Here is a 25911-nt window from a genome sequence, read left to right as displayed (position 1 = left end):
ACTATTTTCTAAATTCATCTTCTTCATTACTTTCAATGCCTAAAGCTTCATATATATAATCAAAAGTAGAAAGTAGTTGAGGTTTACCATTTACAATGGCTACATCATGTTCAAAATGGGCAGACGGTTGTCTGTCTAAAGTTAAAATAGTCCAACCATCTCTTAATTGTTGAATTTTATGAGTACCTAAATTAATCATTGGCTCAATAGCAACAACTAGTCCTTCTTTAAATTTTTTACCTCTTCCTCTTTTTCCGTAATTAGGCATTTGAGGGTCTTCATGCATTTTTTTTCCTAATCCGTGTCCTACTAATTCTCTAACTACTCCGTATCCATGATCTTCACAGTATTTTTGAATAGCATAACCTACATCTCCAACTCTATTTCCTGCTTTAAACTCTCGAATACCAACATATAAACTTTCTTTAGTTATATCTAATAACTTTTTAGTTTCTGGAGCTACTCCTCCTACTTCAAAAGTATAGGCATGATCTCCATAATATCCATTTAAAATAGCTCCGCAGTCTACCGATAATATATCTCCTTCCTCTAAAGGAGTATTATTTGGTAAGCCATGAACAACTTGAGCATTAGGAGAAACACAAAGTGTATTAGGAAAGTCATATAAACCTAAAAACCCAGGAATAGCACCTAAGTCTCTAATGTGTTCTTCTGCTATTTTGTCTAGTTGTAAAGTTGTTACACCTGGTTTAATTTCAGAAGCTAAAACACCTAATGTTTTAGATACAACCAAAGCGCTTTCGCGCATAATTTCAATTTCTTCTGGAGATTTTAATTTAACCATTCTTAATTATTTAAATAATCTTGAAAATATACTTTTTTTAGTTCCCTTTAAGTTAGGAGCTTCTTCTTTAGTTAATTGTTGGTATATATTCCCCCAACCAGGGAATCCACCAATATTTCTATCATCAATAAAAATATCGGCACCTATTTTTCTGCTTTCTTTTCCTTCAAACACTTCATTAGGAAAAGTAGCATTTACAGCATAAAACTCAATACCGTTCTCTTTACAAAAAGCAACAGCTTCATCAAGTTTTCTTCCATGTCTGTAAGTCCACAAAATAAGCCTATGACCGTCGTTTTGTAGTCTTTTAAGTGTTTCGAAAGCAAAGAGTTGAGGTTTGCCAATACCTGGGTAGGCATCTTCAACTATGGTACCATCAAAATCTACAGCAATAATTTTAGTGTCTAACATTGGGCTAAAGTACAAAATCAAGAACCAGAGTGCAAATACACAATGGGTTGAGTTTAGAATCGATTTATATTATAAAAAAGTATTATTAAAGTAAGTGACTTAGCAAAACCTATATTAAGGAGCTTTGAGTCATTAATTTTGGTTGTTCTATACCTAATAGTTTTAATATAGTAGGTGCAATATCGCCTAAAACACCATTTTTCACCTTTTTAATATCATTGTCAACAACAATAATAGGAACCGGATTTGTGGTGTGAGCAGTATTAGGACTACCATCTTCATTAACCATTTTTTCGCAGTTACCATGATCTGCAATTATTAGAGTTGTGTATCCATTTTGTAACGCTGCTGGTATAATTTCTGAAACACATATATCCGTAGCTTCACAAGATTTAATGGCCGCTTCCATACTACCTGTGTGACCAACCATATCTGGATTAGCAAAATTTAAACAAATAAAGTCAGTTTTTTGCTTGTTGATTTCAGGTATAATAGCGTCTTTTACAGCATAAGAGCTCATTTCTGGTTGTAAATCGTAAGTTGCAACCTTTGGTGAATTACAAAGAATACGTTTTTCATTTTCAAAAGGTTCTTCTTGCCCTCCATTAAAGAAAAAGGTAACATGAGGATACTTTTCTGTTTCAGCAATACGTATTTGAGACTTACCATTTTTAGCTATAACTTCACCTAAAGTATCTTTTATATTTTCCTTATCAAAAATAACATTGATATCTTTAAAAGATTCGTCATAATTGGTAAGGGTTGTATAGTTTAATTTTAGGGTTTTCATATTCCAGTCAGGAAAGTCTTGTTGAGTTAAAGCTTGAGTTAATTGTCTTCCTCTATCTGTTCTAAAATTAAAAAAGATAACAGCATCTCCATTTTTAATAGTTGTTATAGGATCATTGTTGTTTGTTTTTACAATTGGCTGTATAAACTCATCTGTTATATTATTTTGATAACTATCTTTTATGGCATCTAAAATATTGCTGGTTTGTTTTCCAGAACCTTTAACGAGTAAATTATAGGCTTCGGCAACTCGTTCCCAACGCTGGTCTCTATCCATAGCGTAATAACGACCAATAACTGATGCTAATTGTGCATTCGATTTTTCTAAGAAGTTTTCTAAATCTGTAATGTGATTTATACCAGATTTAGGATCAACGTCTCTACCATCAGTAAAGGCATGAACAAAAGTGTTTTCTAAACCAAAGTTATCAGCAGAATTAATTAATCCTTTTAAGTGATTAATGTGAGAATGTACTCCACCGTCTGAAACTAAACCTAAAAAGTGAACATTTTTATTATTTTCTTTAGCATAAGAAAAGGCTTTGGTTAATTGTTTTTCATTCTTTAATGAATCATTTTCTATAGCTAAATTAATTTTGGCTAAATCTTGGTAAACAATTCTTCCAGCACCTAAATTCATGTGTCCTACTTCACTATTACCCATTTGCCCGTCAGGTAGTCCAACATTCATACCATGAGTTAATAGGGTGGCGTTTGGATATTTGTTATATAACTGGTCTATAAATGGAGTTTTAGCATGATATATTGCTGAAGCATTTTGATCTTCAGGAATACCCCATCCATCTAATATTAAAAGTAAAGTTTTCTTGTTCATGTTGCTTTTTAAAGTTCCGCAAAGATACAAACAAAAATAGCTTTCAAGCTTATGATGCTTATATGTTATATAAATATTAGCTAAAAGAAGATTTAATGTTTTGTGAAAAAGCCAAATTATAACAGATTTAAGAGATTTGTAAAGTATTAGTTAAGCTTGGGTTATATGGTGTTTTAGCATTTTTTTATAAATGAAATCTATAGTTTCTTTGAGGTGAATTTAAAAATCAATTCATTTAAAAAATTAAAAAAAATCATGAAAAAATCGATTGTTTTATTAGTGTTAGTTTTCTTAGGATTATTTGTTCAAGCAAATAATGAAAACCCATTAGAGAAAATGTTAAAGGCTTATAAAATTGAAAAAGTAACTTATGGAGATGTAAGTGCGCTTTGTATTTCTGTTTATAAAAATGATATTTCTATGGTAAAAAAATTAATTGCCTTAGGAGAAGATGTAAATCAGGTTTCAGGAGGTAAAACTCCATTAATGTATGCTGCAAGATTTAACAACGTAGAGATGATAAAAATATTAGTAGCCAATGGTGCTCGTTTAGTAGAGAAAGATAAAAATGGTATGACGGCTTTAGATTATGCTAAATTATCTAGAGCAGAAAATGCTGCAAAATTGTTAAAGCGCCTACAAGGGAAGAAATAGGTAGTATTCAATTAAAAAAGAGCACCAATTTAACAATTGGTGTTTTTTTTAAGGTTTGTTTAACAGTTGTAAAGCTAATTAGTTAATGTTGTGTTATTTACTGGTACTGGTTTTTTTATAACTAACTCAAACTGTAAATTAGTATTATCAAATGTTAATTATAGCATTTGATATCAATCATTAATCAAAAAACAAAATCATGAAAAAAATTCTTTTAACTGCGTTGTTGGCATATGGAGTATGTGCAACTGCAAATTCAAATTACCAAAACAATTTTACGAATCCTTCAGTTGTTGCAATAGCTAAATCAGATGTCAATGCATTATGTAAGTCTATAGCAGCTAACGATATAATAACTGTAAAGAAGTTATTGAAATTAGGTGAAGATGTAAATTCTTTTTCAGGTGGAATGACACCATTAATGTATGCAGCACGTTACAATAGAGTAGAGATTATCAATATGTTAGTAGCTAAAGGAGCTAAGCTAAAGGCAAGGGATAGCAGAGGAAATACAGCTTTAGTTCATGCTCAAAGATCGGGAGCTAAAAAGGCAGAAATGTTATTAACTAAATTAATTTCAGAAAAAAAGAAGCAAAAAAGAAATAAGAAAAAGAGGAAATAGCTTAATGGATTTTCTCTTTTTTAAGAAGCAACTCATGAGAGTTGCTTTTTTGTATTTATAAGGGTTTGTTTTTAGGTGTTAGATAGTTATTTGTTTTAAAAACATATGTTTTTGTAATATAATTCTTTTAGAGAATAAGAAAAACACATACTTAGAGTGTGTTTTTAAGTTATTCTTCAAAAACTACCTGTTTTACTACATCATTTATATCTTTTACATAATAATATTTTGATTTTCTTGTTAATTTGATATATTTGGTATCATAAAAGACCAAAAAAACCAACTTTACCCCAAAAAAACTATGAATATTAATATAAGATTACTGCCCCTAATTCTTATTGTTTTTGTTATTTCATCCTCTTTTACTAGCGTTTCACCCCACGTTAAAGAAGAAAAAATAGAAACTATAAAAAAAGACTCTGGTTTAGATGAAGAAGCTTACAGAGTTTTGGAGTTGTATGAAGATTTTAAAATAAAAAATACTTCAGTACCACAACTAGAAAGTTTTTCTCAAGCTATAAAGGGGTATTCTAAATTAGAAGCTACTGGTAGAATAAAAAATAAAACGCTAACCATAATTGATTTTAGTTTGCATTCATCAAAAAAGCGCTTGTGGGTTTTAGATATGCAAACGCATAAAGTTTTATTTAATACCGTTGTTGCTCATGGTAGAAATACAGGTTTAGAATTTGCTAAATATTTTTCTAACACAAACAATTCTAATCAAAGCTCTTTAGGTTTTTACATTACAGGTGAAACCTATTATGGTAAAAATGGATTATCTATGTTTTTAGATGGTCAAGAAAAAGGGTTTAATAACAATGCAAGAAAGCGTTATGTAGTTTTTCATGGAGCTAAATATGCTAATCCAGATTTTGTTAAAAGAAACGGAAGGCTAGGAAGAAGCTTAGGTTGCCCAGCAGTTCCAACTGCTGTAAACAAAGCCATTATTTCTAAAATAAAGAACAAATCTTGTTTATTTATTTACCACCCAAATAAAAAATACCAAACAAGTTCAAAACTAATTAGCTAATAGTTTCATGGCTAATTGGTTGTCAAGGTTATAGACATCATTAATATAGATAGGTTGTTCATTATCATTAAAAATAACTGTCCAATATAAAAAATGTGCCATAACTTTTTTATCAAGATGTACTCTTAATGTATGTCTTTTTTTTATTACAGTATCTATAAGTGCTCTAGAATATTTTTCTTTTTCTCGTAGCAATTTAGCTGATAAATCAAAAGGATTTTCAACTCTTACACAGCCTGAACTTCGGGCTCTATAATTTTTTTTAAACAAAGACTTACTAGGTGTATCGTGTAAATAAACAGAGAATTTGTTAGGAAAAATAATTTTTACTCTACCTAATGCATTACTACTTCCTGAGCTTTGTACATATCTATAATTAGAAACAATAGCAGAATTCCAGTTAACAGAGTCTGGATGAACTTTATTTCCTTTTTCATTATACACTGTAATATTTTTATTAGAGATATATTCCGAATTTTTTCTTGCAGCAGGAATTATATCTTCATTTTTAATTGTAGGCGGAATGAACCATTTAGGATTGAACTCGAGGTAATTAATCTGAGAGCTAAAAATAGGAGTCTTTCTATCGGTTCTTCCAACAATTACTTTATGTATAGTTGTATCTTTTGGGCTTACATAAGTTAAATTATAATCTGCAACATTTACAATAATATACTCTTTACCTTTATTTCTAGGAAACCATCTAAAGCGTTCAAGATTGGCTAGTATGCTGTAATATTCATCTTTATAACTTTTATTCAAAGCGTTTACAGTACCTTTTCCAATTATAGCGTCGGTTTTTAGTTGTTTATGTTTTTGAAAACTTTCAATACTTTCTTGTAATAAGGTATCTAGTAATTCCGATTTATTAACAAGGCTGTCGTTTAGAAAGCCTAATTCGTTTAAACGTTTTCTAATACTAATAACTCTTTTATCAGATTTATTAGGTCTAATTTTGTCCCCGTGCTCGATTTTAGTTTTTAAAGAATCTTTAAATATTGACTCTTTAGCTATTATTAATTGTTTCTTTAATAGTTTATAAAGTGCTTCTTTAGGTTTTATTTGATCAAGAGATTGATTGATATTGTTTTCGTTCAACGAAATATTTAATTGTTCATTATATGAAAATAAATTTGGAGTTAACTCCCAGTCATTGTACAGTGATTTTGGACTTATTTTTCCGTTACCTAAATGATATGCGTATTCTAAATACATATCTGTTAAAAATAAATCTGAAATGATATTTACTTTTTCATCTGCACCACTATCAGTAACCACTTTTTCTATTTGCTTAACGTTATAGTCTGATGGGGTTAAACCTTCTAAAACAGATTCTTTAATAATGTTTAATAATGTAACTCTATTGTTGATATTGCCCCATGCTGCTTTGCCATTTCTAAGTTTGTAAAACGCTAAAATAGAATCTTTATGCTTTAGATTAAATTTTTCATTTAAACTATCTAGAGCAAGCTTAGTAAGGGTTTCTTGCATAGCAATTGGGCTGATTTTAATAACTTCAATTTTAGGCTGATGCAATGCTATAGTAGTTTCTTTAGCTAGTTTTTCTTTACAGGCTAAAAAAATTAAACCGATAAATACGAGTATGTAATAATGTTTCTTTATAACTATTGTCTTTTATATTTTTGAATCGCTTCTTTTATTTTTTCAATCCTGTTTTCTGGATCTGGATGTGTACTTTGAAATTCTGGAACTCTGTTAGGTCCAGCAGCGTCTTTTAAAATTTTCATTACACCAATCATTTCCTCAGGATTATACCCTGCATCTATCATAAACTTAACACCTAATTCATCACTTTCTAATTCATCACCTCTACCATTTTTTAGTAATGTGTTTTGACCTATTCCACTTATAAAACCTCCAGCATCTGCACCTACAGAACCAGCAGTAGCCATTCCTTTCCAGAATTCACTTTCTGCAATTCGTTCAGCAGAATGTCTACCCAATACATGCCCTATTTCATGTCCTAAAACACCAGCTAATTGATCTTCATTTTCTAGTTTATCAAGTAAAGCGTATGTAATGAAGCATTGTCCACCAGGAAGCGCAAAAGCATTGATAGTCTGATCGTCTGCTAATAGATGAAATTCATATTTATATGGAGTTTCTCTTGCCATACTTGAACTAACAAGTTTCTTACCTACCATGTCTACATAAGTTTGCAAGCGCTCGTCTGGATATAACCCCCCGTGTTGCTGAGCCATTTGGTTTCTGCTATCTAGACCAATTGCTATTTCTTGATCGGGAGTCATTCCTATAGTTTGTGTTCTACCAGTGTAAGGATTGGTTTCTTGTTGATTACAGCGTTTAATGAAAAAGAACGCAGCTATTGCAAGACCAATTAACAATCTGGTTTTAAATTTATTTCCTCTCATTTTTGGTTAAGTTTAGGATATATAAGTTACAAAATAAATAAGTGTTTATGGTCTTCAAGATACATTTGTAAGTAAAAAACTATAAACTGCTTAGAAAAAACGATGAACTTCCTTTTCTATAATTTTATACATGCAGTAATGCAATCCTATTTCTGTAATATCAAAAGGCTTGCCAATAACATCAAAACCGTTTCTTGTATAAAATCCTTTAGCTCGTTCTCTGGCATTGCACCAAAGCAAAGTAGCATTGCGAGTTTTAATTTTTCTTTCAGCTTCTCTTAAAAGAACATTGCCTAGTTTTTTACCTTGAAATTGGTGTAAAACAGCCATTCCTCTAAGTTGAAATTGAATCTTATCTTTAAAATTAGAATTTTTATTCTCTAAAAATGTTGCAACTGCTACTAACTTTCCGAAGTAAAATAATCCTATATGGAATGTAGAAGTTAAGTTGTCTCCGTTAAAATAACAACTTTCAATTGATTTCCCTTTACGTAAAATTTCGTGCCTAATAGGATAAGTTTCAGAAGCTGAGATTTCTTTTACTTGTATAGTAGTATTATTTATTTTGTATTGCTTAGTAAGGTTTCCTTCATGAATTATTTCATCTAATAACTCCATTCCTGCTTTTTCAGCTACTTTACAAGAAGCAATATTTAGAGAATTTGCAAAAGCAAAAATTTCTTGAACTCTCAAGACATTAAAACCATAATTAATGCAGGCTTTGGTAGCTTCTGTAGCATAACCTTTATTCCAATGTTTTTTAAAGAATCTATACCCTACTTCAACAAAGTCTTTATCTGGATGGTATTTTAAACCACACCATCCTAAAAATTCACCTTGTTTATTAGAGCAAACTGCCCAACGTCCCATTTGGTATTTTTCATAATCATAGTTAGCTACAAAAGTTTCTGCTTCTTTCATGTTTTTAAAAGGAGCATCTCCTGTGTACTGCATTACATCTTCATCTTGATTTAGTCTGTATAGAAAAGCGACATCTTCAGAATTGAATTCTCTTAAATAAATTCTTTCAGTTTCGATAATTCTCATGTGGGAAAAATTTACTTCAAAAATAAATATTAATCAATAAAAAATGTTAGTTTCATAATGATAATAAGACATAGTATTTTTAGTTCTTTTAATTATGGAAATACAAATAAAAAAAATAGCGCCATCTAATATATTAACTATTTTACCTCTTATGGTAGAATATACTAAGGGTAAGGTACATGAAGACATATTGAAAGAGCGATTTTTAGAAATGGTTACTCAAAATTATGAATGCATAGGAATGTATTATGAAGATGAATTAATTGGTATGGCAGGATTATGGTTTATGACGAGACATTATTCAGGAAAGAGTGTTGAACCAGATCATGTATATATAGCTAATAATTATAGACGCAAAGGGTTAGGAAAGCGTTTTTTTGATTGGATACATAATTATGCTAAAGAAAAAGGTTGTAAGACGAGTGAGTTAAATACTTATGTACAGAATTACCCATCTCATAAATTTTATTATAACGAGGGATACGAAATTTATGGTTATCATTTTTATAAAACTTTATGATTGTTTCATAAGTTTTTTAAGACCTACACCTAAATCAGTTGTTATTTTTAAAAAATACATTCCGTTAGATAAAGAAGAAGTATTGAGTTTTATTTGACCTTCGATATTTGTACTTGTATTGTTATAAATTCTTTTTCCTGTTAAAGAGAAAATTTCAATTTTAGCTTTTGAAACAGTATTAGGTAAACCAATATAAGTATTATTTACTGTTGGGTTAGGGTATATCTGAAATAAATCATTCTGATAGTTTGTTACACTTAATGATTGTTTAAGCCATATTTCAAAAGCAGCTGAATCTGGCGGAAAGATAGAACTTCCGGTTTCGGTGAATGTAAATGAGACAGAAGAAATACCAGTAATTTCATTTTTTACAGAAAGAGTTCCTCCACCTTCACTATAAGTATTATTTGTATTTTGAGCTAAACGTATTAGATTATCAGTAACCTGAATACCAGTATCATGGCTTTGTATAATATTAGATGAATTGTCAAAAACGGGGTTTCCTTCACTACTATTAGTTGTTAAATAAGTATTAGAGTCAGTAGTCGGGTTAATTCCGTTAACATTAATTGTAAACGTATCGTTAGAATCACTTGATATGCCTATCATTTCAAAATCTACTTGTTGAATGGGAGGCGTAAAAGCAATAGTATAACTACTGTTGTTTACAAAAGCTACTGCTGAGCTATTAGTTACAAACGGTATATTGGTATAGCAACCTGATACACTTCCATTAGGATAAGATTGATTAATGGCAATATGAGAGCCGTTGAGTGTTTCGGATGTTTGATTACAATTAATAACAGATTGAGAAAAAACATAATTTGTTGCTATTAAGCTAATAGCAATTAGAGTAAATCGAGTAAACATTAATCTTAGTTTTGGGTAAAATTATGGACGAATATAAAAAAAATAACTTTTTTAGTTTATTGATTTTTAGTTGATTGCTTGCTTAGGGTGTTTTTTTTTGAAAAAATGTTTGGAAATAATAAAGTAATCGTCTTATATTTGCCCTCAGAATGCGAGAGTAGCTCAGCTGGTAGAGCGTCAGCCTTCCAAGCTGAATGTCGCGAGTTCGAACCTCGTCTCTCGCTCCAAAGTGGTAAAAAGATCATCTGAAAAGATGATCTTTTTTTATGCAATTTATTTTTGCATATATTTTACAAGCATTTGTTTTGTTTGTCTGTTAAGTTTCTTTTTGAAGAAAGGTGTGCCTCCTAACAACCAGCCTTTAAATCCTAGAGCCTGACTAGCCCATTTATGAAGATTAAATGTGTCTAGGTGTTTAATTATTAGTCCATCTTTAAACTCAAAATAAGCATCTATTTTATTATGAACTTTTCTTCTTGTTTTAGAGAAATCATATTTAGCTTCCCAATGAGCCGAAGATTCTGTTAATTTAGAATAAGTAAGACTGAAGTTTTTAGCTCTTTCACAAATCATTATCCACATATTTCTAGCTTCATCTCCATATAGAGTTCCAAAACCAGGGTCTGTGAATTCTATGTTTTTATGATAACAAGAGTTCATAGTTTTTACATCAAGTTCTTGAAAAGCTTTGTAAAATTTCTCTATGGTTTCTTTTTGTGTCATAACTATTTAATTTAGGTCACTTAAATCTTGTCCTGTATTTACTTCGTAAGGAATTTTATTGCATTCAAAAATACGAGCATCGAGGTTTCCATTTAAAGTAATAGTTTTATCGTCTACAGTTAACCAACTTCCTTCTCTAAGACCAACTACAGGTATAGTATTAAATTTATGAAACTCTTTAATTCGGGTTTCTCTAGTTTCTCCTTTATGGGTAGATGTCGGGTCAGGATCTAGGTAGTGAGGGTTGATATTGAAGGGAATAATACCTAGGGTTTTAAAACTAGGAGGGTAAACTATAGGCATATCATTTGTAGTGCTCATGGTTAATCCGCATATATTGCTTCCAGCACTCGTTCCTAAATATGGGGTTCCTGCTAAAATAGTAGTCCTTAAAAGTTCTATTAAATTGTTTTTGTATAGTTGAGAAACTAATAAAAAAGTGTTGCCTCCCCCCGTAAAAATGCCCTGAGCGTTTTTAATAGCATTGCTGTAATCGTCAAATTCATGTAGGCCCTTTACTTGAATGTTGATTTGCGAAAATGCTTTTTTAACAATTAAAGTATACTCTTCATGACTAATACCACTTGGTCTAGCAAATGGAATAAACACAATTTCAGAACAATTATAATAATGTTCTTTAAGAGTTGGTAGTAAATATTCTAAATAAGTGCTTCCGTGAATTGTTGAAGTACTGGCAATAATGGCTTTAGTCATGTGTTGAAGTCTTTCTGTAAAAATACATTTTTAAAAGCTTTAACAAAAGTTTGGGCGCTATTAAACATTTGTTTAACAGAATAGAAGCGTTCTTTACTCTTATGAAAAAACTGTTAACACTAATATTTTTCTGTTTAATATCTATTTCTTGGGGGCAAACTTTATTAAAGGGTAAGGTGATTAACCCTACAGATAACGATGGAATACATGTGTTTAATAAAACACATCAGAAATACACTATAACCAATCAAAACGGTGAATTTGAGATACAAGCTAAAGTAAATGATACTATTGTTTTTACTGCTATTCAATTTAAACTGAAATCTGTAGTGTTAACCGAAGAAACAATAAAAGAAGATTTATATGTTTTATTAGAGGAGCAATTGAATGAATTGGCAGAGGTTTATATAGGTTATAAATTAACAGGCAATCTAGCTGCAGATGCAAAAAACATAAAAACAGAACAAAAAGTAGATTATAGTGCTCAGTTTGAGGGATTGATAATAGACATTGGTCCTTTACCTAGAGATTCTCAGTCCGAAGTAGAAAATGAAGCTTTACCAAAGCTAAATGGAGGGGTCAATTTAATGCCTTTAGTAACAGGCCTTTTTAAAGCAATTAAAGGGAGTAAACCGCAAAAAAAAGAGTTGGTTGTGAATAGACCGGTTTTGACTGTAGCTTATTTAAAAGAGAATTTTGGAGAGCGTTTTTTGTTATTAGATTTAAAATTAAAAGAAGAAGATTATCAGAGATTTGTTGATTTTTGTCAAGTTGATATGTATTCTAATAATTATTTTTTAGCAGATAATAAATTTATGTTAGTTGATAGAATGTTAACTTTAAGGAAAGTTTTTAAATAACCCATGCGCATATATATCTTAATCATAATGATTGTTTTTCCTGTTCTAGTTTTTGGGCAACAAATTTTAAATGGAGAGGTAAGTAACTCAATCGATAATGATGGAATACATGTATTTAACAAAACTTACCAAAAGTATACTATTACAGATGAAAACGGATTGTTTAAAATACCAGCTAGAGTTAACGATACCTTGGTGTTTAGCGCTATTCAATACAAACTTACTAGTGTAGTTATTACTTCAGAGAATATAAAAGAAAAATTGTTTGTATTGTTAGAAGAACAAATTAACGAGCTAGATGAAGTCTTTATTAAACCAAAATTATCCGGAAATTTGTTATCTGATACTAAAAGCATAAAAACTAAAAAGCAAATAACAGCACAAACATTAAGGTTGCCAAATGCACATGTAGTGCCACCAAGTCAACCTGAAAGAAGGCTAATAACAGCAAAATCTACAATAGTAGACGCATTAATTAATGCTCTATCGGGGAGAACCAAACGGTTAAAGAAGCAGGTTACTTTGTATAAGAAAACTAAATTAGAGGATGAGGTCTTTTCTAGTTTTAAAGAGCATATTGTTTACACGTTTTATATTCCTGAAGATAAAGTTTATGACTTTATATTTTTTGCTTCAGAAGATAAATTGTTTACACAAATTGTAAATACAAAAAGTGAAGTACTTATTTATGAGTTTTTAGAAAGTAAGTCTCATCAGTATTTAAAAATTAATAAAGATGAAAAATAATGGCTTAGTATTTGTACTATTGTAATTAAGAAATTAACGATAAGTTAAATACACTTATGAGAGCACTTCAAAAAATATCATTTCTAGTTTTATTTATTGTAACAAGTAGTTTTGTTTCATTGCACAAATACTACGTTAGTGTAACAGATATTAATTATATACAAGATCAAAAATCAGTACAAATAACAGCGAGGATATTTATAGATGATTTTGAAAGAATGCTATTAGAGAGGTACGATTTAAAAGTAGTTTTAGGAGAAGAAAAGAATAGCGAATTGGTGAATTACTACATTCAAAAATACTTTTCGAAAAAACTTATAGTAGAGTTAAACGGTCAAGTAGCAGAAGCTGTATTTTTAGGAAATGAAAAAGAAGACGATCAGCTTTATTTTTATTTTGAAATAGAGAACGTTATAGATATTAAAAAAATAAAAATAACTAATAAATTATTATTAGATGTTTTTGATAATCAACAGAATATTACACATTTGAATGTTAACGGAACCAAGAAAAGTTTTCTTTTTATGTCTGATAATACCTCCGACCTGTTAAACTTTTAATAAATTCTTATAAAGCAACTGTAAAATTGTTTATTTTCACGCGTTCAATAATATTAATGTTATGATAAACAAATACCTAACTTTTGCTGTAGCCTTAGTGCTTGGCGGATTTTCTTTTGCTCAAGAAGAAGTAAAAGAAGAAAAAGAACAAGGCCATATAAACAATAATAAGTTTAGGCAATTGTATCAAGAATTTTCAACCCCTAATCAGTATCGTACTGCCTCTGGAGCTCCAGGTCATGCCTATTATCAGCAACAAGCAGATTATAAAATGGATATTCGTTTAGATGATAAGAATCAAAAAATTTACGGATCTGAAACGATTACCTATACAAATAATTCTCCAGATGATTTAGAATATTTATGGGTTCAGTTAGACCAGAATGTACGTGCTAAGGATTCAAAATCTCCTTTAAGAAATGGAGGAGGAGTGCCACCAGCAGATCAACCAGGAAGTTTTGTAGGAGAACATTTTAAAGCTCCTTTTGACGGAGGGTTTAATATAGATTATGTTAAAGATGCTAAAGGTAAAGCGCTTCCTTATGTAATCAACCAAACAATGATGCGTATTGATATTCCTCAACCATTAAAATCTGGAGAAAAAACAACGTTTTCTATAAAGTGGTGGTATAATATTAACAATCATGTTACCAATAGAGGTCGTTCTGGGTACGAATACTTTAAGAAAGACGATAACTATGCGTATGTTATTGCTCAATTTTTCCCAAGAATGTGTGTGTATAATGATGTAGAAGGATGGCAAAATTACCAATTTTGGGGTAATGGAGAGTTTGCTTTAGTTTTTGGAGATTACGAAGTTAATATTACAGTTCCTGCAGATCATATTGTAGATGCAACAGGAGAGTTAACTAATAGAAAAGAAGTGTTTTCTAAAGAAATGATGAAGCGTTATGAGCAAGCTCGTAAGTCTTTTGATAAGCCTGTTTTAATTGTAACTCAAGCTGAGGCAGAAGCAAACGAAAAGAGTCGTTCTACAGAAATGAAAACGTGGAAGTTTCATGCTAAAAATGTTCGTGATTTCGGATTTACATCTTCAAGAAAATACATCTGGGATATGCAAGCTGTAAAGCAAGGTGATAGAACAATTATGGCTGTTTCTTTATACCCTAAAGAAGGAAACCCATTATGGGAAGAATATTCTACAAAAGCAGTAGTTCAGTCATTAAAGTCGTATTCGGCAAAAACGTTTGATTACCCTTATCACAAAGCTATTTCTGTTCATGCTAAAAATCAAGGAATGGAATATCCTATGATTTGCTGGAACTATGGTCGTCCAAACGAGGATGGTACTTATAGCGATAGAACTAAGTATGGAATGATTAGTGTAATTATCCATGAGGTTGGTCATAATTATTTCCCTATGATTGTTAATTCTGATGAGCGTCAGTGGGGATGGATGGATGAAGGTTTAGATACTTTTATGCAGTATATTACTGAACAAGAGTTCGGAGAGACATATCCAGAAGCAATTGCACCAAATAAAAAATACCCATCTAGAAGGGGAGAACCTTCTAAGATTGTAAATTATATGAAAGGAGATCAGAGTTTTATTTCTCCAATTATGTCAAACCCAGAGCAAGTTCATCAATTAGGAAATAATGCTTATGGTAAGCCAGCTACAGCATTAAATATATTGCGTGAAACAGTTATGGGTAAAGAATCTTTCGATCATGCCTTTAAAACATATTCTCAGCGTTGGATGTTTAAACACCCAACTCCAGAAGATTTCTTTAGAACTATGGAAGATGCATCTGGTACAGATTTAGATTGGTTTTGGAGAGGTTGGTTCTATACTACAGATTATGTAGATATTGGAGTTAAAGATGTAAAGAAGTTTTATGTAACATCTAAACCAACAAAAGAAATTAGAGAGATTATGGAAGAAAGAGGATTAAAAGAATCTGATTTACCTCCGTTGGTTTTTATGGCAGAAGAAGGAAGTGAAGACTTTACAGAATCGCTTAAAAAAGGCGATGCTTTATCAAATTCAACTCCATTAAGAGAGTATGTTATGGATAATTTTACTCCTGCAGAAAGAGCACAATTAAAGACACCTAAGTATTTTTATGAAGTTACATTTGACAAACCAGGTGGATTAGTAATGCCTTTAATAGTAGAGTATAAGTATGCAGATGGTTCTACAGAGAAAATAAAATATCCGGCTCAAGTTTGGAGAAAGAATGATAAGGAGATTGGTAAAGTAATAGCTTCTGAAAAAGAATTAGTTGGTATTACAGTAGATCCTGATTTAGAAACTGCAGATATTGATGTGTCTAACAATTCTTGGCCTAAACAAGAAAAACCTTCTAAATTCGATTCTTTTAAAAAGAAAGTAAAGAAATAATATATTCTGTATTACACTTACACAAAAAGCCAACTCAATAGAGTTGGCTTTTTGTGTAAGTAATGTATTCTACTTTAAAATTAGTTGCAGTTAAAGCTTAGGGTAAATAATAAGTTTCTTGTTTAACTATTATAACCCTAAATTCTACAACTATGAAAAATCTAATAGCAGTGTTTACGTTATTTATTTGTTCTTTTGTTTTCCCTCAAAAAAAACTTGCAGATGTAAGTTTACTAACTTTAGAAGGAAATAAAGTGTCTACAGAATCTATTACTAAGAACTCTGTTGTTGTTGTAGCTTTGTGGTCTACCAAATGCCCTCCATGTAAAAAAGAATTAAATAATATTAATAAAATACATGAAGAATGGAAAATGCAAACTGGAGTTCCTTTTTACGCTGTTTCAATAGATAAAAAGCAAGATGCTTCTAAAGTAGTTGATATGGCAAAGAAGTCTAATTGGAGTTTTTCAGTGTTATTAGATCAAGAAAAAAAGCTTAGAAAAGCTTTAGGAGTATGGACAGTTCCATTAACATTAGTTATAAAGAATAATAAAATTGTATATAGACAAATAGGTTATTCTAATGGGGCAGAAAAACAATTATTTAAGGCTATAAAAAAACACACTACTAATAAAAAATATGCTTCTTTGTAAAACAACACAACAAAAATATATTAGTAGTATTTAAAATGAGAGAGCTTAACTTTCTCATTTTTCGTTTAGTAAATTAACTAATTTGGTTATAGTGTTCCAGTTTCTTGTAGTTGCTTGTACTAGTAGTTTTTTTTCAAAAGTAACAATATTAAATTTGGTTTTAGCAAAACCATCTGGAGTATGCAAATAAATAATTTTTCCTTTTACGTTGTATTGATCGTTATTGTATATAGGAATATCTAAGTTTTTTACATTTGCTTTATTTGGAATGTCACTTAAAAAAGTAACGTGTAGTTTTTTAATATCATTTTCTAGATTTAAGAAAGGATTTTGAGAAAAACAGTTAAGTAATTCTTCTCCAGAAATAGTTATTACAGGTATATTAAATTGATATTCTTTTGCAATAAGTTCTTTAACGTGTTTAGAAATTTGCTTTGCATTTTTATGAGAATCTAAAATAATGTTACCACTTTGTATGTAAGTTTTACTGTTTAAATATCCGTTTTTATTAAGCAAATTGCGTAAGTCGGCCATTAATATTTTATGATGTCCACCAACATTAATACCTCTGAGAAAAACGATAAATTTATTCATTTGTTTTAGGCGTGTAGTATTGTCCTTTATTGGGCTTTAAATCTGCTCTTAGTTTTTGTAAATAGTCTTCGTTGGTTATTAAAAAAGCAAAAGCACTAAACTCATTTATTACAGAATGATTAGCTTCTTCAAAATCAAATTTTTCTATTTGCATATATTCTTTTAAATGAATGACATGATGTTTAGCAGTTTGTTCTGCACTGGGACCTCTAAACTCCCAAATTAGTTTAATTTTCTTACTCATATGTGCTTTTAATACTTAAGAAGTTAAAAATAAGAATCGGCTGTCTATTATCAAAAAACCTTTAGTTATATTTGCAGTATGCAAACGTACTTTTTATTTATAAGCGGTCCAGAAATAATCTTTATACTTTTTATAGTGATTATGATTTTTGGTACAGATAAGTTACCTGAAATAGCAAGAGGTTTGGGAAAAGGAATGACTCAATTAAAAAACGCTTCAAATGAAATAAAGTCTGAAATTCAAAAAAGTGCAGATAACCACGGGATAGATACCAATTTAGCTGGTGATGTTAAAAAGGAAATAGATAAGGTAAAGGAAGATATTGATGATTTTACTGGACCTATAAAGCGTAGTTTTTAATGCTTGAATCTCTTCTAGAATTAGATGTTTATTTATTGCAAATCTTCAATAATTGGGGAAACGAAAAAATAGATCCTTTTTGGTTATTTGTTACAAAAATATGGGTTTGGGTTCCTTTTCTTATTGTTTTGTTCTTATTAGGTTTAAAAAAAACACCTAGTAAAAATAGAATACCAATAGTATTAGGTTTATTAATAATGTTGGTGATAGTATTAGGATTAACAGAGTTAATAAAACAACTAGTAGAACGATTAAGACCTTGTAATAATGTTCTACTAGAAGGTTTATTTAGAGAACCAATACACCTAACAGATTATAGTTTTTTTTCGGGCCATACAGCTACATCGGTTAGTATAGCATTTTATTTTATAGCATTTTTTAGAAAAATATTCCAGCCTGTTTACATTGTAATTATTTGGGCTTTTTTATTTTCATTTAGTCGCTTGTATTTAGCAGCACATTTTCCTTCCGATATTTTAACTGGCGCAGTAGTAGGCTTTTTTATAGCCAAACTAATAGTTAAGTTAGTTACAAGAAGATTTAATTAACAGCCATCTGTTTGAATACGGATATGTCCATCTTTTTGAATAATTGAAAAAGGTATTTTTTCAAAAGTACATCGTGGTTCAATAACAAATTGAACAAACCCTGTAGCGGTAAAATTATCTTTAGGGTTTACAAAAAATTGTTGCTTATATATTGTATTTACTTTTACCCAATCTAAAGAACCATTAATAATCGATTGTGTTTCAGAGTCTGGAACACTTAATAAAAAATCATCGACTTTTATTTTATTATTGGGATTAATGGTAAGGTTAAATTTTCCTTTGAAACTTTTTTTGGAGTATGGAGATACGTAATGAGCACCTTTTAGCAACATCATTTTTGCTGTTAAATAATAAGAAGAGTCATTTACCTTTTCTAAATCTAGTTTAAGTTCGTATGGTGCTTTATTTTTTTTAGCAGGTAATGTAGAGTTATTGATTTTTTTTTCAGATTTAATGGTCTCTACAATCTTTACGGATTGATTAGTATCTTTATTACAACTAATAAAAAGAGTTATTAAAATAATGGTTAAATAATATTTCATGTTTTAAAATTTTAATGGTTAAATAATTACTTGTGATTTTTTTATAAAGCTACCGGTTAATAGGCTATAAAGTGTCAAAAAAGTGTAAAAGAAGTGTCAACTCCTGTAAAAAGTCTTAAAAAAGTATGTTATTTACAAAAGTTATGAATAAAGGTATTTTGTATATAGTTTTAGGTTGTGTAGTTAGTTTAATAGGAATTATTCTGTTGTTTCCAGTAAAAGAGAAAGTAGGAAATAAATCAGAACTAGTTCGATTGTCACTTCGCGAAGTTGGAAATCAATTATTATTAGCCAATCAAGATTCAACTTCTTTAGTATTACCAATTAGAGAAGTGTCACCAAATAAATATCAGTTATCATTTCAAGAATCATTATCAATAAACCCAGATAGTTTACTAAATACAGTTAAAAATAGTTTTGATAAAACAAATTTAAAAAGTAACTACTTGGTTGAGGTGGTAAAGTGTAAAGAGAAAGAAGTGGCTTATAGTTACCAAATAATGAATTTTACAAGCGAAGATATTATTCCTTGTAGAGGAAGAGAATTACCTGAAAGTTGCTATGATATAACAGTTAAATTTAAAGGAAAACCAAAGGCAAACAAAAGTAATTGGTTAACTGTTTTAATGATAGGTTTAGGAGTGGTATTAGTCTTTTTAGGAATTAGATTAAAAAAGCCGAACACTAAAATTAATATAGGTGAAGGATTTAATGCTACATATAATGAAGCAGAAAGAATAGGAATGTTTCTATTTTATCCAGAACAGAGTAAACTAGTAAAAGAAGCAGAAGAGATAAGTTTGTCTGTTAAGGAATGTGAATTGTTAAGCATTTTTATTGAAAGACCCAACGAAGTTATTAAACGAGAAGAGTTGAGTAAAAAAGTCTGGGAAGACAAAGGGGTGGTTGTAGGTAGAAGCCTAGATACCTATATATCTAAGCTTAGAAAGAAACTTAAATCAGATAACAATATTAAATTAACTAATGTACACGGGGTAGGTTATAAGTTAGAAGTTAATTTATGAATTTTTAAAAGAGTTATTTGATAAATCTAGATCTAATAATTAAATAAACACCTATTGAAATGCCTAAAGGTTTATCCCAATCTCCAGGGAATTCTGTTACAAAAGTATTTTCTTGTAAGTATTGGTATAATTGATAACTAAATGCAATAGTTAAAAAGACTCCAGTAATTAAAAATATATTTTTGATTCTTTTAATTCTAGGCATAATTACTTTTTTCTACTAATAGTTAAACCGTCTCGTATAGGTAGTAAAACAGTTTCTATTCTATTATCTTCGTTTAAGAGCTTGTTGTATTCTAAAAGAGCTTTGGTAGACTCATCTTTTGGGTTTAACTTTTCAATTACTTTGCCACTCCATAGAACATTGTCTGATAAAATAATTCCACCTGTAGTTAACTTATCAATAATTAAATGAAAGTATGTAACGTAATTCGGTTTGTCTGCATCTATAAAAATTAGATCAAATTTAATGTCGAGTTGTGGAATAATATCAATAGCGCTGCCTAAATGCTGGTGAATTTGATTTCCCCAATTAGACTTGTCGAAATATTTACGTTGAAAATCTACTAACTCCTCGTTTACATCAATAGTGTGTAACTGACCATTTTTTTGCATTCCTTCTGCTAAACATAAAGCAGAGTAACCCGTATAAGTCCCTATTTCTAAAATATTTTTTGGATTTATTAATTTAGAAATCATACTTAAGACTCTTCCTTGGTATGGGCCACTTAACATTCTTGGCTGTAAAATTTTTTGGTACGTTTCACGAGTTAATTGCTGTAATAATTCCGGCTCTTGCTGTGAATGAGCCACTACGTAATCGTCTAGTTTCTGAGGAATGAAATGCATATTTGTATAAATAAAAAAGACCTTACAAATATATAATAATGTAAGGTCTTTTAGTTGTTGTTTTTTCTTGTTAGGAAAGAATCTTTTTAACCAAGTCATCTTTAGCTTTTTGATCATCACCAAATAGCCAATTTAATACGTTATCTTCCCACATAGCATCTTTTTGAGTATCAGTAACAATACCTCTGTCTATAGCCAAATCTAATATCTTGCCAGGGTACGAAGATTGCCTGTCACTTTCCATTTCTCCTAAAGGATACGGATCGTCTAAACCAATTAAAACCTGATTAGCACCTTGGTTTTTAATTAATAAATCTAAAGAACCAGTATCATGCACTAAAGTGTCAAAGAATATATTTTTATGTCCAACTGCTTTTCTTGGGTGTTGTTTGCCTTCAAATAAATCAGGTCTACCATCAAACCCTTGAATACGTCTACCTAAGTTCATTTGTGCTAACTGTCCTCCATGAGCAAAACAAATACGCATGTTAGGGTATTTTTCATAATATCCATTTAAGGTAAGGAAATGATAAGCATCTGCACATTGCGCTAACATCCATATTAAATGAAAACGCCATGAAGTGTTTTGAAGTTTAATGAATTTTTCCCCGTCATAAGGATGAATTTCTACAGCTAAGTTGTATTTATCAGCTAATTCAAATATAGGTTCATTTTCTTCATCAAAAATGCAACGCCAAGTACCTATTGTATCCATATAATGGGTAGGCAAGCATAATAAGCGCATGCCTAATTGTTCTACACAACGTTCAATTTCCCAACAAGCTCCTCTAACAAAACCAGGGTGTACTACAAATCCACAGGTGAATTTACTGGGGTTGTCACGCTGTACTTTTGCGTTAAAATCGTTTTGAAAGCGTAAGGCTTGTTTCATTTCTTCTAGTCGTAAACCATTTCCGTATAACTGAGAAAGATTAAGTACAACAGCATGGTCTATTTTAAAATGTTCCATCCAAGCTAGTTTTTCTTCTAAGAAAAAGCTTGAATCAGTAACAGGTCTACTCCAATCTTTTTGAAGCATATATTTACGGTCTTTATCTACCCAAAAGATTCCTTTATCTTTCATAAACTGAGGAATTTCCTCAGGGTAAGGAAGAAGGTGAGAGTGACCGTTTATTCTTAATTTTCGTTTTTCCATAATTACTTACCTGGTTCTTGCATTACTGCTCCACAATTAGAGCAAGTACATTTTTCTTTATCATTATAGTACTTATCAAAAATGATAGGCATATCGGTCATAATATTATCTAGAGCAAATTCTTCTCTGTATAATGGAGTCGAACAACTTTCGCAATACCATTCTAAAGCATCCATAACACCTTCGGCTCTTGGTATTTCTATAACCAAGCCTACAGTGTTGGCTCCACGTTGCGGAGAATGTGGAACTTTAGCAGGTAATAAATAAATATCGCCTTCTTTTATATGAACATCTTTTTGTTCTCCATTATCAATGATCTTTAAAACCATATCGCCTTCTACTTGGTAGAAGAATTCAGGAGTTTCATTGTAGTGATAATCTTTTCGTCCGTTTGGACCACCTACTACCATTACAATATATTCACCATCATCCCACACGCATTTGTTGCCTACTGGCGGTTTTAATAGATGTCTGTTTTCATCGATCCATTCTTTAAAATTTAAAGGAGATACTAGCTTGCTCATAATTATGATTTTTTCTGGTTGCTTATAAAGTTAGTTAAAAACTGGTAATTTATATTTTATAGTGATTTTGTTCTTCCACCATCTACCGGAACATTAATTCCGTTAATGTAAGAAGCTGCTGGCGATGCTAAAAAAGCAACAGCATTAGCAATTTCTTCTGGTTTAGCAAATCGGTTAGCAGGAACCTGAGCCTTCATAGCATTTGATACTTCCTCAACCGATTTACCAGTCTTGTTTGCTTTGTTATTAATGATTTCATTTAACCGTTCTGTTCCTGTAGCTCCTGGTAATACATTGTTTACTGTTATTCCAAATTCACCTAATTCATTAGCTAGGGTTTTAGACCAATTAGCAACAGCACCTCTAATAGTATTAGAAACACCCAACCCGTTTAATGGTTGTTTTACAGATGTAGAGATAATATTGATAATTCTACCATAACCCGCTTCTTTCATAGAAGGAACTACAGCTTGTGCTAATACATGGTTACATTTTAAATGTTGAGTAAAAGCTGATTCAAACTGATCTAAAGTAGCATCAAAAACAGGTCCTCCAGCTGGTCCTCCAGTATTGTTTATTAGAATATGAAAACTTTGGTTAGCTCCATTAATTTTAGAACTTAATTCTGAAGGATTTTGAAAATCTGCAACGATGTAATTGTGGTTTTGACCTCTAGAAGAGTCTAATTCACTTAATACATTTTTTAATTTCTCTTCATTTCTAGCCACTAATGTAATGTTAGCTCCCATAGATGCTAATTCTTTAGCAGAAGCTTTACCAATACCTTGAGTACTTCCGCACACTAATGCGTTTTTATTAGTTAAATCTAAGTTCATTATTCTTAATTATATTTTATACAAATGTTTTTTGGTTCTGTAAAGAAACGTAAAGCTTCAAGTCCGCCTTCACGGCCTACGCCTGAATCTTTCATCCCTCCAAATGGTGTTCTTAAATCACGCATTAACCAAGTGTTTATCCAAACTATACCAGCCTCTAAGTGTTTAGCTAAATGCATAGTTCTGTTTAAGTTGTTAGTCCAAATAGTACTAGATAAACCATAACGTACACCGTTAGCTAATTCTAAAGCTTCTTGATCGGTGTCAAAAGGCATAATAGTTACTACTGGGCCAAATATTTCTTCTTGAGTTAATCTACAAATAGGATTGCTTATTTCTATAACTGTAGGTTTTAAATAGTATCCGTTTTCATAACCGTCTATAGTAACATAGTTACCTCCAGTTAATACTTTACCACCTTCTTGTTCGGCAATATCTATATACGATTTTACTTTTTCTAAATGAGGTTTCGATACCAAAGCTCCAATATTAGTTTCGGTATCTGAAGGGTGTCCAACTTTTAAAGCTTTAACCTTGGCTATAAAATCTGATTTGAATTTGTCGTAAATAGATCGTTCTACATAGATACGAGAACCACATAAACAAATTTGGCCTTGGTTCGCAAAAGAAGATTTAAGTGTTACTGCTAACATTTTATCATAATCGCAATCAGCAAAAATAAGATTAGGGTTTTTACCACCTAATTCTAACGATAACTTTTTAAACATTGGAGCTGCTGTTCTAGCAATATGAGCTCCAGTAGCAGTCCCTCCAGTAAAGGAAATTGCTTTTATTTTTTCATGAGCTACGATAGCCTGACCAGTTGTATGACCTAAACCATGAACAATGTTTAAAACTCCTTTAGGTAAACCGGCTTCATTACAAATTTTGCTTAGTAAATATGCAGTCATAGGAGTTACTTCACTTGGCTTAGCAACAACGGTATTTCCAGCAGCTAGTGCTGGAGCAATTTTCCAAGAAAATAAGTATAATGGTAAATTCCATGGAGAAATACACCCTACAACACCAATAGCGCTTCTAAGTGTAAAGTTAAAAGCATTTAAACCTACACTTTCGTGAGATTCGCTTGCAAATTGAGTAATGGCATTTGCAAAGAACTGAAAGTTACTTGAGGCACGAGGAATATCCACAGCTCTGGCTAAACTTAGTGGTTTACCATTATCTTTAGATTCGGCTGCAACAAACTCTTCAAGATTTTCTTCTATAAGCGAGGCTATTTTAGATAATATCTTACTACGTTCATCTATGGTTGTGTTAGACCAAGAAGGATAAGCAGCTGCTGCTGCTTGATAAGCTTTTTCAACATCTTTTTCTGAAGAATTTGGAATAAGACTATACACTTCTCCGTTAGATGGATTGTAATTGTCTATCCAATTGTTTTCCTCTGGAGCAACCAGTTCTCCGTTTATATAGTTTAGTATTTTTTCCATATTAACTAAATATGTTTTGTAGCTCAAGAGCTGTATTTTTTAAATCGCCAGTGTAGGTCTGTATTTCATCTTCATTAAATCTAGCTGAAGGTCCAGATGTACTAATAGCGGCAATGAATTGCCCCCTTCTGTTAAATACCGGAACAGCCACACAGACTAGTCCTATTTCATTTTCTTCTAAATCTAATGCAAAGCCTTGACCTTTTATTTTATCAATTTCTGATATTAGTTGTTTAGAATTAGTGATAGTGTTTTTAGTAATTGAATCTAAATTCAATGAGTTTATTACTTTCTCATAATTTGGTTCACCAAAGGCTAACATAATTTTACCAAGCCCTGTACAGTGAATAGGTTTTTCTGATCCAATCTGTGAATTGATTTGTAAATCATGTCTACCAACAACTTTATCTAAAAAGTAAACCTTTTGGTTTTTATAGATGGCTAAATGAGCTGTTTCTCCAGCTTGTTTAGCTAATGCTTCCATATATGGTCTAGCTTTAGCAATAAAATTTTGATTAATAGGAACTTTTTGTCCTAACTCAAATAATTTTAAACCTAAGCGATATCTTCCGTTTTCTGGATTTTGTTGAATAACATTTAAAGCCTCCATAGTTGCTAACATTCGGTATACAGCACTTTTATTGGTTCCCATTTTTTGAGCCAATTCTGTAACACCCAATTCTTGATCGTTAATACTAAAACAATCTAGAATCTTAAATGCTTTTTCTACAGAGGTGTTTAATATTTTCTTTTCGTTACTCATTATGCTTTCTTATAAGCAACAACCTTAATTTCGATTAATAAATGAGGATGAGGTAACTGGTGTACCGCAACAGTTGTTCTTGTAGGACCATCGTAATCAAAATATTGAGCGTATACTTGATTGTATCCTCCAAAGTCATTCATGTTGACTAAGAAAGAAGTAACATCAACAATATCTTTTAAGCTAGCTCCTTCTTCTTTCAAGATATCATTTATGTTTTCTAAAACAGCTTTAGTCTGTGCTTTAATGTCTAAGTTAGTGGTTCCAAACTCATCAACTTCTACACCTTCAAAAGAGTTATCTGGACGTCTAGAACTGGTTCCAGATACGTATATAAAATCACCTACACGTTTTACATGTGGAAACTTTCCTCTAGGGGTTGCTTTACCTTCTATTAATTTTCCTTTGTTCATAGTTG

General features: G+C 30.9%; 32 protein-coding genes and 1 tRNA gene. 13 read left to right on the top strand and 20 right to left on the bottom strand.

Going from position 1 to position 25911, the window contains the following annotated elements:
- Position 1: 1 nt before the first annotated feature.
- The 3 genes from map to gpmI all read right to left on the bottom strand — a co-directional run bounded on the left by map (position 2) and on the right by gpmI (position 2840).
- Positions 2-805 (bottom strand): type I methionyl aminopeptidase, encoded by an 804-nt coding sequence (gene map, locus ACFQ1O_RS05450; protein WP_377714147.1) that lies wholly within the window; start codon positions 803-805, stop codon positions 2-4.
- A gap of 6 nt (positions 806-811) precedes the next feature.
- Positions 812-1216, bottom strand: coding sequence for a BT0820 family HAD-type phosphatase (locus tag ACFQ1O_RS05445; RefSeq protein WP_377714145.1), 405 nt, complete (start codon positions 1214-1216; stop codon positions 812-814).
- A gap of 109 nt (positions 1217-1325) precedes the next feature.
- Entirely contained in the window at positions 1326-2840 is a 1515-nt protein-coding gene (gpmI, locus tag ACFQ1O_RS05440; RefSeq protein ID WP_377714143.1) for a 2,3-bisphosphoglycerate-independent phosphoglycerate mutase, read from the bottom strand.
- A 255-nt stretch (positions 2841-3095) separates the two neighbouring features.
- Between gpmI and ACFQ1O_RS05435 the strand changes: the two genes are divergently transcribed.
- The 3 genes from ACFQ1O_RS05435 (at position 3096) to ACFQ1O_RS05425 (ending at position 5149) form a co-directional block, all read left to right on the top strand.
- A complete protein-coding gene (locus tag ACFQ1O_RS05435) occupies positions 3096-3494 on the top strand; it encodes an ankyrin repeat domain-containing protein (RefSeq protein ID WP_377714141.1) in 399 nt (132 codons plus the stop codon).
- Between the two features lie 199 nt (positions 3495-3693).
- Positions 3694-4116: an ankyrin repeat domain-containing protein gene (locus tag ACFQ1O_RS05430; RefSeq protein WP_377714139.1), complete on the top strand. Its 423-nt coding sequence runs from the start codon at positions 3694-3696 to the stop codon at positions 4114-4116.
- A gap of 301 nt (positions 4117-4417) precedes the next feature.
- Positions 4418-5149, top strand: coding sequence for a murein L,D-transpeptidase catalytic domain family protein (locus tag ACFQ1O_RS05425; RefSeq protein WP_377714137.1), 732 nt, complete (start codon positions 4418-4420; stop codon positions 5147-5149).
- Here ACFQ1O_RS05425 and ACFQ1O_RS05420 read toward each other — a convergent pair.
- From ACFQ1O_RS05420 to ACFQ1O_RS05410, 3 genes are all read right to left on the bottom strand, one after another.
- Entirely contained in the window at positions 5138-6640 is a 1503-nt protein-coding gene (locus ACFQ1O_RS05420) for a L,D-transpeptidase family protein (protein ID WP_377714135.1), read from the bottom strand. The genes ACFQ1O_RS05425 and ACFQ1O_RS05420 overlap by 12 nt on opposite strands.
- A gap of 134 nt (positions 6641-6774) precedes the next feature.
- Positions 6775-7542, bottom strand: a complete 768-nt coding sequence (locus ACFQ1O_RS05415; protein WP_377714133.1) for a M48 family metalloprotease — start codon at positions 7540-7542, stop codon at positions 6775-6777.
- Between the two features lie 90 nt (positions 7543-7632).
- Complete coding sequence (locus ACFQ1O_RS05410) at positions 7633-8589, bottom strand: GNAT family N-acetyltransferase (protein ID WP_377714131.1); 957 nt, start codon at positions 8587-8589, stop codon at positions 7633-7635.
- Between the two features lie 94 nt (positions 8590-8683).
- On the opposite strand from ACFQ1O_RS05410, the gene ACFQ1O_RS05405 reads away from it, so the two are divergent.
- Entirely contained in the window at positions 8684-9109 is a 426-nt protein-coding gene (locus ACFQ1O_RS05405; protein WP_377714129.1) for a GNAT family N-acetyltransferase, read from the top strand.
- On the opposite strand, the gene ACFQ1O_RS05400 is transcribed toward ACFQ1O_RS05405, so the two are convergent.
- Entirely contained in the window at positions 9104-9979 is an 876-nt protein-coding gene (locus tag ACFQ1O_RS05400; protein ID WP_377714127.1) for a T9SS type A sorting domain-containing protein, read from the bottom strand. The two genes, ACFQ1O_RS05405 and ACFQ1O_RS05400, sit on opposite strands and share 6 nt — an antisense overlap.
- Positions 9980-10130: 151 nt before the next feature.
- Here ACFQ1O_RS05400 and ACFQ1O_RS05395 point away from each other — a divergent pair.
- Positions 10131-10206: transfer RNA gene (locus ACFQ1O_RS05395), tRNA-Gly, on the top strand.
- Positions 10207-10252: 46 nt separating this feature from the next.
- Here the strand turns inward: ACFQ1O_RS05395 and ACFQ1O_RS05390 are convergent.
- Both ACFQ1O_RS05390 and pepE read right to left on the bottom strand, forming a co-directional pair.
- Entirely contained in the window at positions 10253-10702 is a 450-nt protein-coding gene (locus ACFQ1O_RS05390; protein WP_377714125.1) for a nuclear transport factor 2 family protein, read from the bottom strand.
- A gap of 6 nt (positions 10703-10708) precedes the next feature.
- Positions 10709-11416, bottom strand: coding sequence for a dipeptidase PepE (pepE, locus tag ACFQ1O_RS05385; protein ID WP_377714123.1), 708 nt, complete (start codon positions 11414-11416; stop codon positions 10709-10711).
- A gap of 101 nt (positions 11417-11517) precedes the next feature.
- On the opposite strand from pepE, the gene ACFQ1O_RS05380 reads away from it, so the two are divergent.
- From ACFQ1O_RS05380 to ACFQ1O_RS05360, 5 genes are all read left to right on the top strand, one after another.
- Positions 11518-12276: a carboxypeptidase-like regulatory domain-containing protein gene (locus ACFQ1O_RS05380; RefSeq protein WP_377714121.1), complete on the top strand. Its 759-nt coding sequence runs from the start codon at positions 11518-11520 to the stop codon at positions 12274-12276.
- 3 nt (positions 12277-12279) lie between these two features.
- The gene (locus ACFQ1O_RS05375; RefSeq protein WP_377714119.1) at positions 12280-13023 is read left to right on the top strand and encodes a carboxypeptidase-like regulatory domain-containing protein; all 744 of its coding nucleotides are present in this window, start codon (positions 12280-12282) and stop codon (positions 13021-13023) included.
- 56 nt (positions 13024-13079) lie between these two features.
- Entirely contained in the window at positions 13080-13583 is a 504-nt protein-coding gene (locus ACFQ1O_RS05370) for a DUF6702 family protein (protein ID WP_377714117.1), read from the top strand.
- A gap of 61 nt (positions 13584-13644) precedes the next feature.
- The gene (locus tag ACFQ1O_RS05365; RefSeq protein ID WP_377714115.1) at positions 13645-15948 is read left to right on the top strand and encodes a M1 family metallopeptidase; all 2304 of its coding nucleotides are present in this window, start codon (positions 13645-13647) and stop codon (positions 15946-15948) included.
- A gap of 152 nt (positions 15949-16100) precedes the next feature.
- Positions 16101-16601 (top strand): TlpA family protein disulfide reductase, encoded by a 501-nt coding sequence (locus ACFQ1O_RS05360; RefSeq protein WP_377714113.1) that lies wholly within the window; start codon positions 16101-16103, stop codon positions 16599-16601.
- A gap of 54 nt (positions 16602-16655) precedes the next feature.
- Here the strand turns inward: ACFQ1O_RS05360 and ACFQ1O_RS05355 are convergent, their stop codons facing one another.
- Together ACFQ1O_RS05355 and ACFQ1O_RS05350 are read right to left on the bottom strand one after the other, a co-directional pair.
- Positions 16656-17195, bottom strand: a complete 540-nt coding sequence (locus tag ACFQ1O_RS05355) for a DUF1697 domain-containing protein (RefSeq protein WP_377714111.1) — start codon at positions 17193-17195, stop codon at positions 16656-16658.
- Entirely contained in the window at positions 17188-17439 is a 252-nt protein-coding gene (locus ACFQ1O_RS05350) for a hypothetical protein (RefSeq protein ID WP_377714109.1), read from the bottom strand. Before ACFQ1O_RS05350 ends, ACFQ1O_RS05355 begins: the two co-directional genes overlap by 8 nt.
- A gap of 78 nt (positions 17440-17517) precedes the next feature.
- On the opposite strand from ACFQ1O_RS05350, the gene ACFQ1O_RS05345 reads away from it, so the two are divergent.
- On the top strand, positions 17518-17799 hold the full coding sequence (locus ACFQ1O_RS05345) for a Sec-independent protein translocase subunit TatA/TatB (RefSeq protein WP_377714107.1): 282 nt from the start codon (positions 17518-17520) through the stop codon (positions 17797-17799).
- Positions 17799-18347: a phosphatase PAP2 family protein gene (locus tag ACFQ1O_RS05340; RefSeq protein ID WP_377714105.1), complete on the top strand. Its 549-nt coding sequence runs from the start codon at positions 17799-17801 to the stop codon at positions 18345-18347. The genes ACFQ1O_RS05345 and ACFQ1O_RS05340 overlap by 1 nt, the downstream gene beginning before the upstream one ends.
- On the opposite strand, the gene ACFQ1O_RS05335 is transcribed toward ACFQ1O_RS05340, so the two are convergent.
- A complete protein-coding gene (locus tag ACFQ1O_RS05335) occupies positions 18344-18889 on the bottom strand; it encodes a hypothetical protein (protein ID WP_377714103.1) in 546 nt (181 codons plus the stop codon). The genes ACFQ1O_RS05340 and ACFQ1O_RS05335 overlap by 4 nt on opposite strands.
- A gap of 143 nt (positions 18890-19032) precedes the next feature.
- Between ACFQ1O_RS05335 and ACFQ1O_RS05330 the strand changes: the two genes are divergently transcribed.
- Positions 19033-19914 carry a winged helix-turn-helix domain-containing protein gene (locus tag ACFQ1O_RS05330; protein ID WP_377714101.1) on the top strand — a complete coding sequence of 294 codons (882 nt, stop codon included), beginning with the start codon at positions 19033-19035 and terminating at the stop codon, positions 19912-19914.
- Positions 19915-19927: 13 nt separating this feature from the next.
- Here ACFQ1O_RS05330 and ACFQ1O_RS05325 read toward each other — a convergent pair whose 3' ends face one another.
- From ACFQ1O_RS05325 to ACFQ1O_RS05290, 8 genes are all read right to left on the bottom strand, one after another.
- Positions 19928-20119, bottom strand: a complete 192-nt coding sequence (locus ACFQ1O_RS05325; RefSeq protein ID WP_377714100.1) for a hypothetical protein — start codon at positions 20117-20119, stop codon at positions 19928-19930.
- Between the two features lie 2 nt (positions 20120-20121).
- A complete protein-coding gene (locus ACFQ1O_RS05320) occupies positions 20122-20763 on the bottom strand; it encodes an O-methyltransferase (protein WP_377714098.1) in 642 nt (213 codons plus the stop codon).
- Positions 20764-20833: 70 nt separating this feature from the next.
- A complete protein-coding gene (locus ACFQ1O_RS05315; RefSeq protein WP_377714096.1) occupies positions 20834-21919 on the bottom strand; it encodes an amidohydrolase family protein in 1086 nt (361 codons plus the stop codon).
- Positions 21920-21921: 2 nt separating this feature from the next.
- Complete coding sequence (locus tag ACFQ1O_RS05310) at positions 21922-22443, bottom strand: 3-hydroxyanthranilate 3,4-dioxygenase (protein ID WP_377714094.1); 522 nt, start codon at positions 22441-22443, stop codon at positions 21922-21924.
- A 56-nt stretch (positions 22444-22499) separates the two neighbouring features.
- Positions 22500-23279: an SDR family oxidoreductase gene (locus ACFQ1O_RS05305; RefSeq protein ID WP_377714092.1), complete on the bottom strand. Its 780-nt coding sequence runs from the start codon at positions 23277-23279 to the stop codon at positions 22500-22502.
- Positions 23280-23284: 5 nt separating this feature from the next.
- Positions 23285-24730 (bottom strand): aldehyde dehydrogenase, encoded by a 1446-nt coding sequence (locus ACFQ1O_RS05300; RefSeq protein WP_377714090.1) that lies wholly within the window; start codon positions 24728-24730, stop codon positions 23285-23287.
- A gap of 1 nt (position 24731) precedes the next feature.
- Positions 24732-25493: an IclR family transcriptional regulator gene (locus tag ACFQ1O_RS05295; RefSeq protein WP_377714088.1), complete on the bottom strand. Its 762-nt coding sequence runs from the start codon at positions 25491-25493 to the stop codon at positions 24732-24734.
- Positions 25493-25906, bottom strand: a complete 414-nt coding sequence (locus ACFQ1O_RS05290) for a RidA family protein (RefSeq protein WP_377714086.1) — start codon at positions 25904-25906, stop codon at positions 25493-25495. Before ACFQ1O_RS05290 ends, ACFQ1O_RS05295 begins: the two co-directional genes overlap by 1 nt.
- Positions 25907-25911: the final 5 nt, after the last annotated feature.

The sequence above is a fragment of the Pseudofulvibacter geojedonensis genome, from assembly GCF_042675745.1.
Classification (GTDB): domain Bacteria; phylum Bacteroidota; class Bacteroidia; order Flavobacteriales; family Flavobacteriaceae; genus Pseudofulvibacter; species Pseudofulvibacter geojedonensis.
Note: the sequence above shows the minus strand (reverse complement) of the source record. Positions and strands in the feature narration are given on the sequence as shown.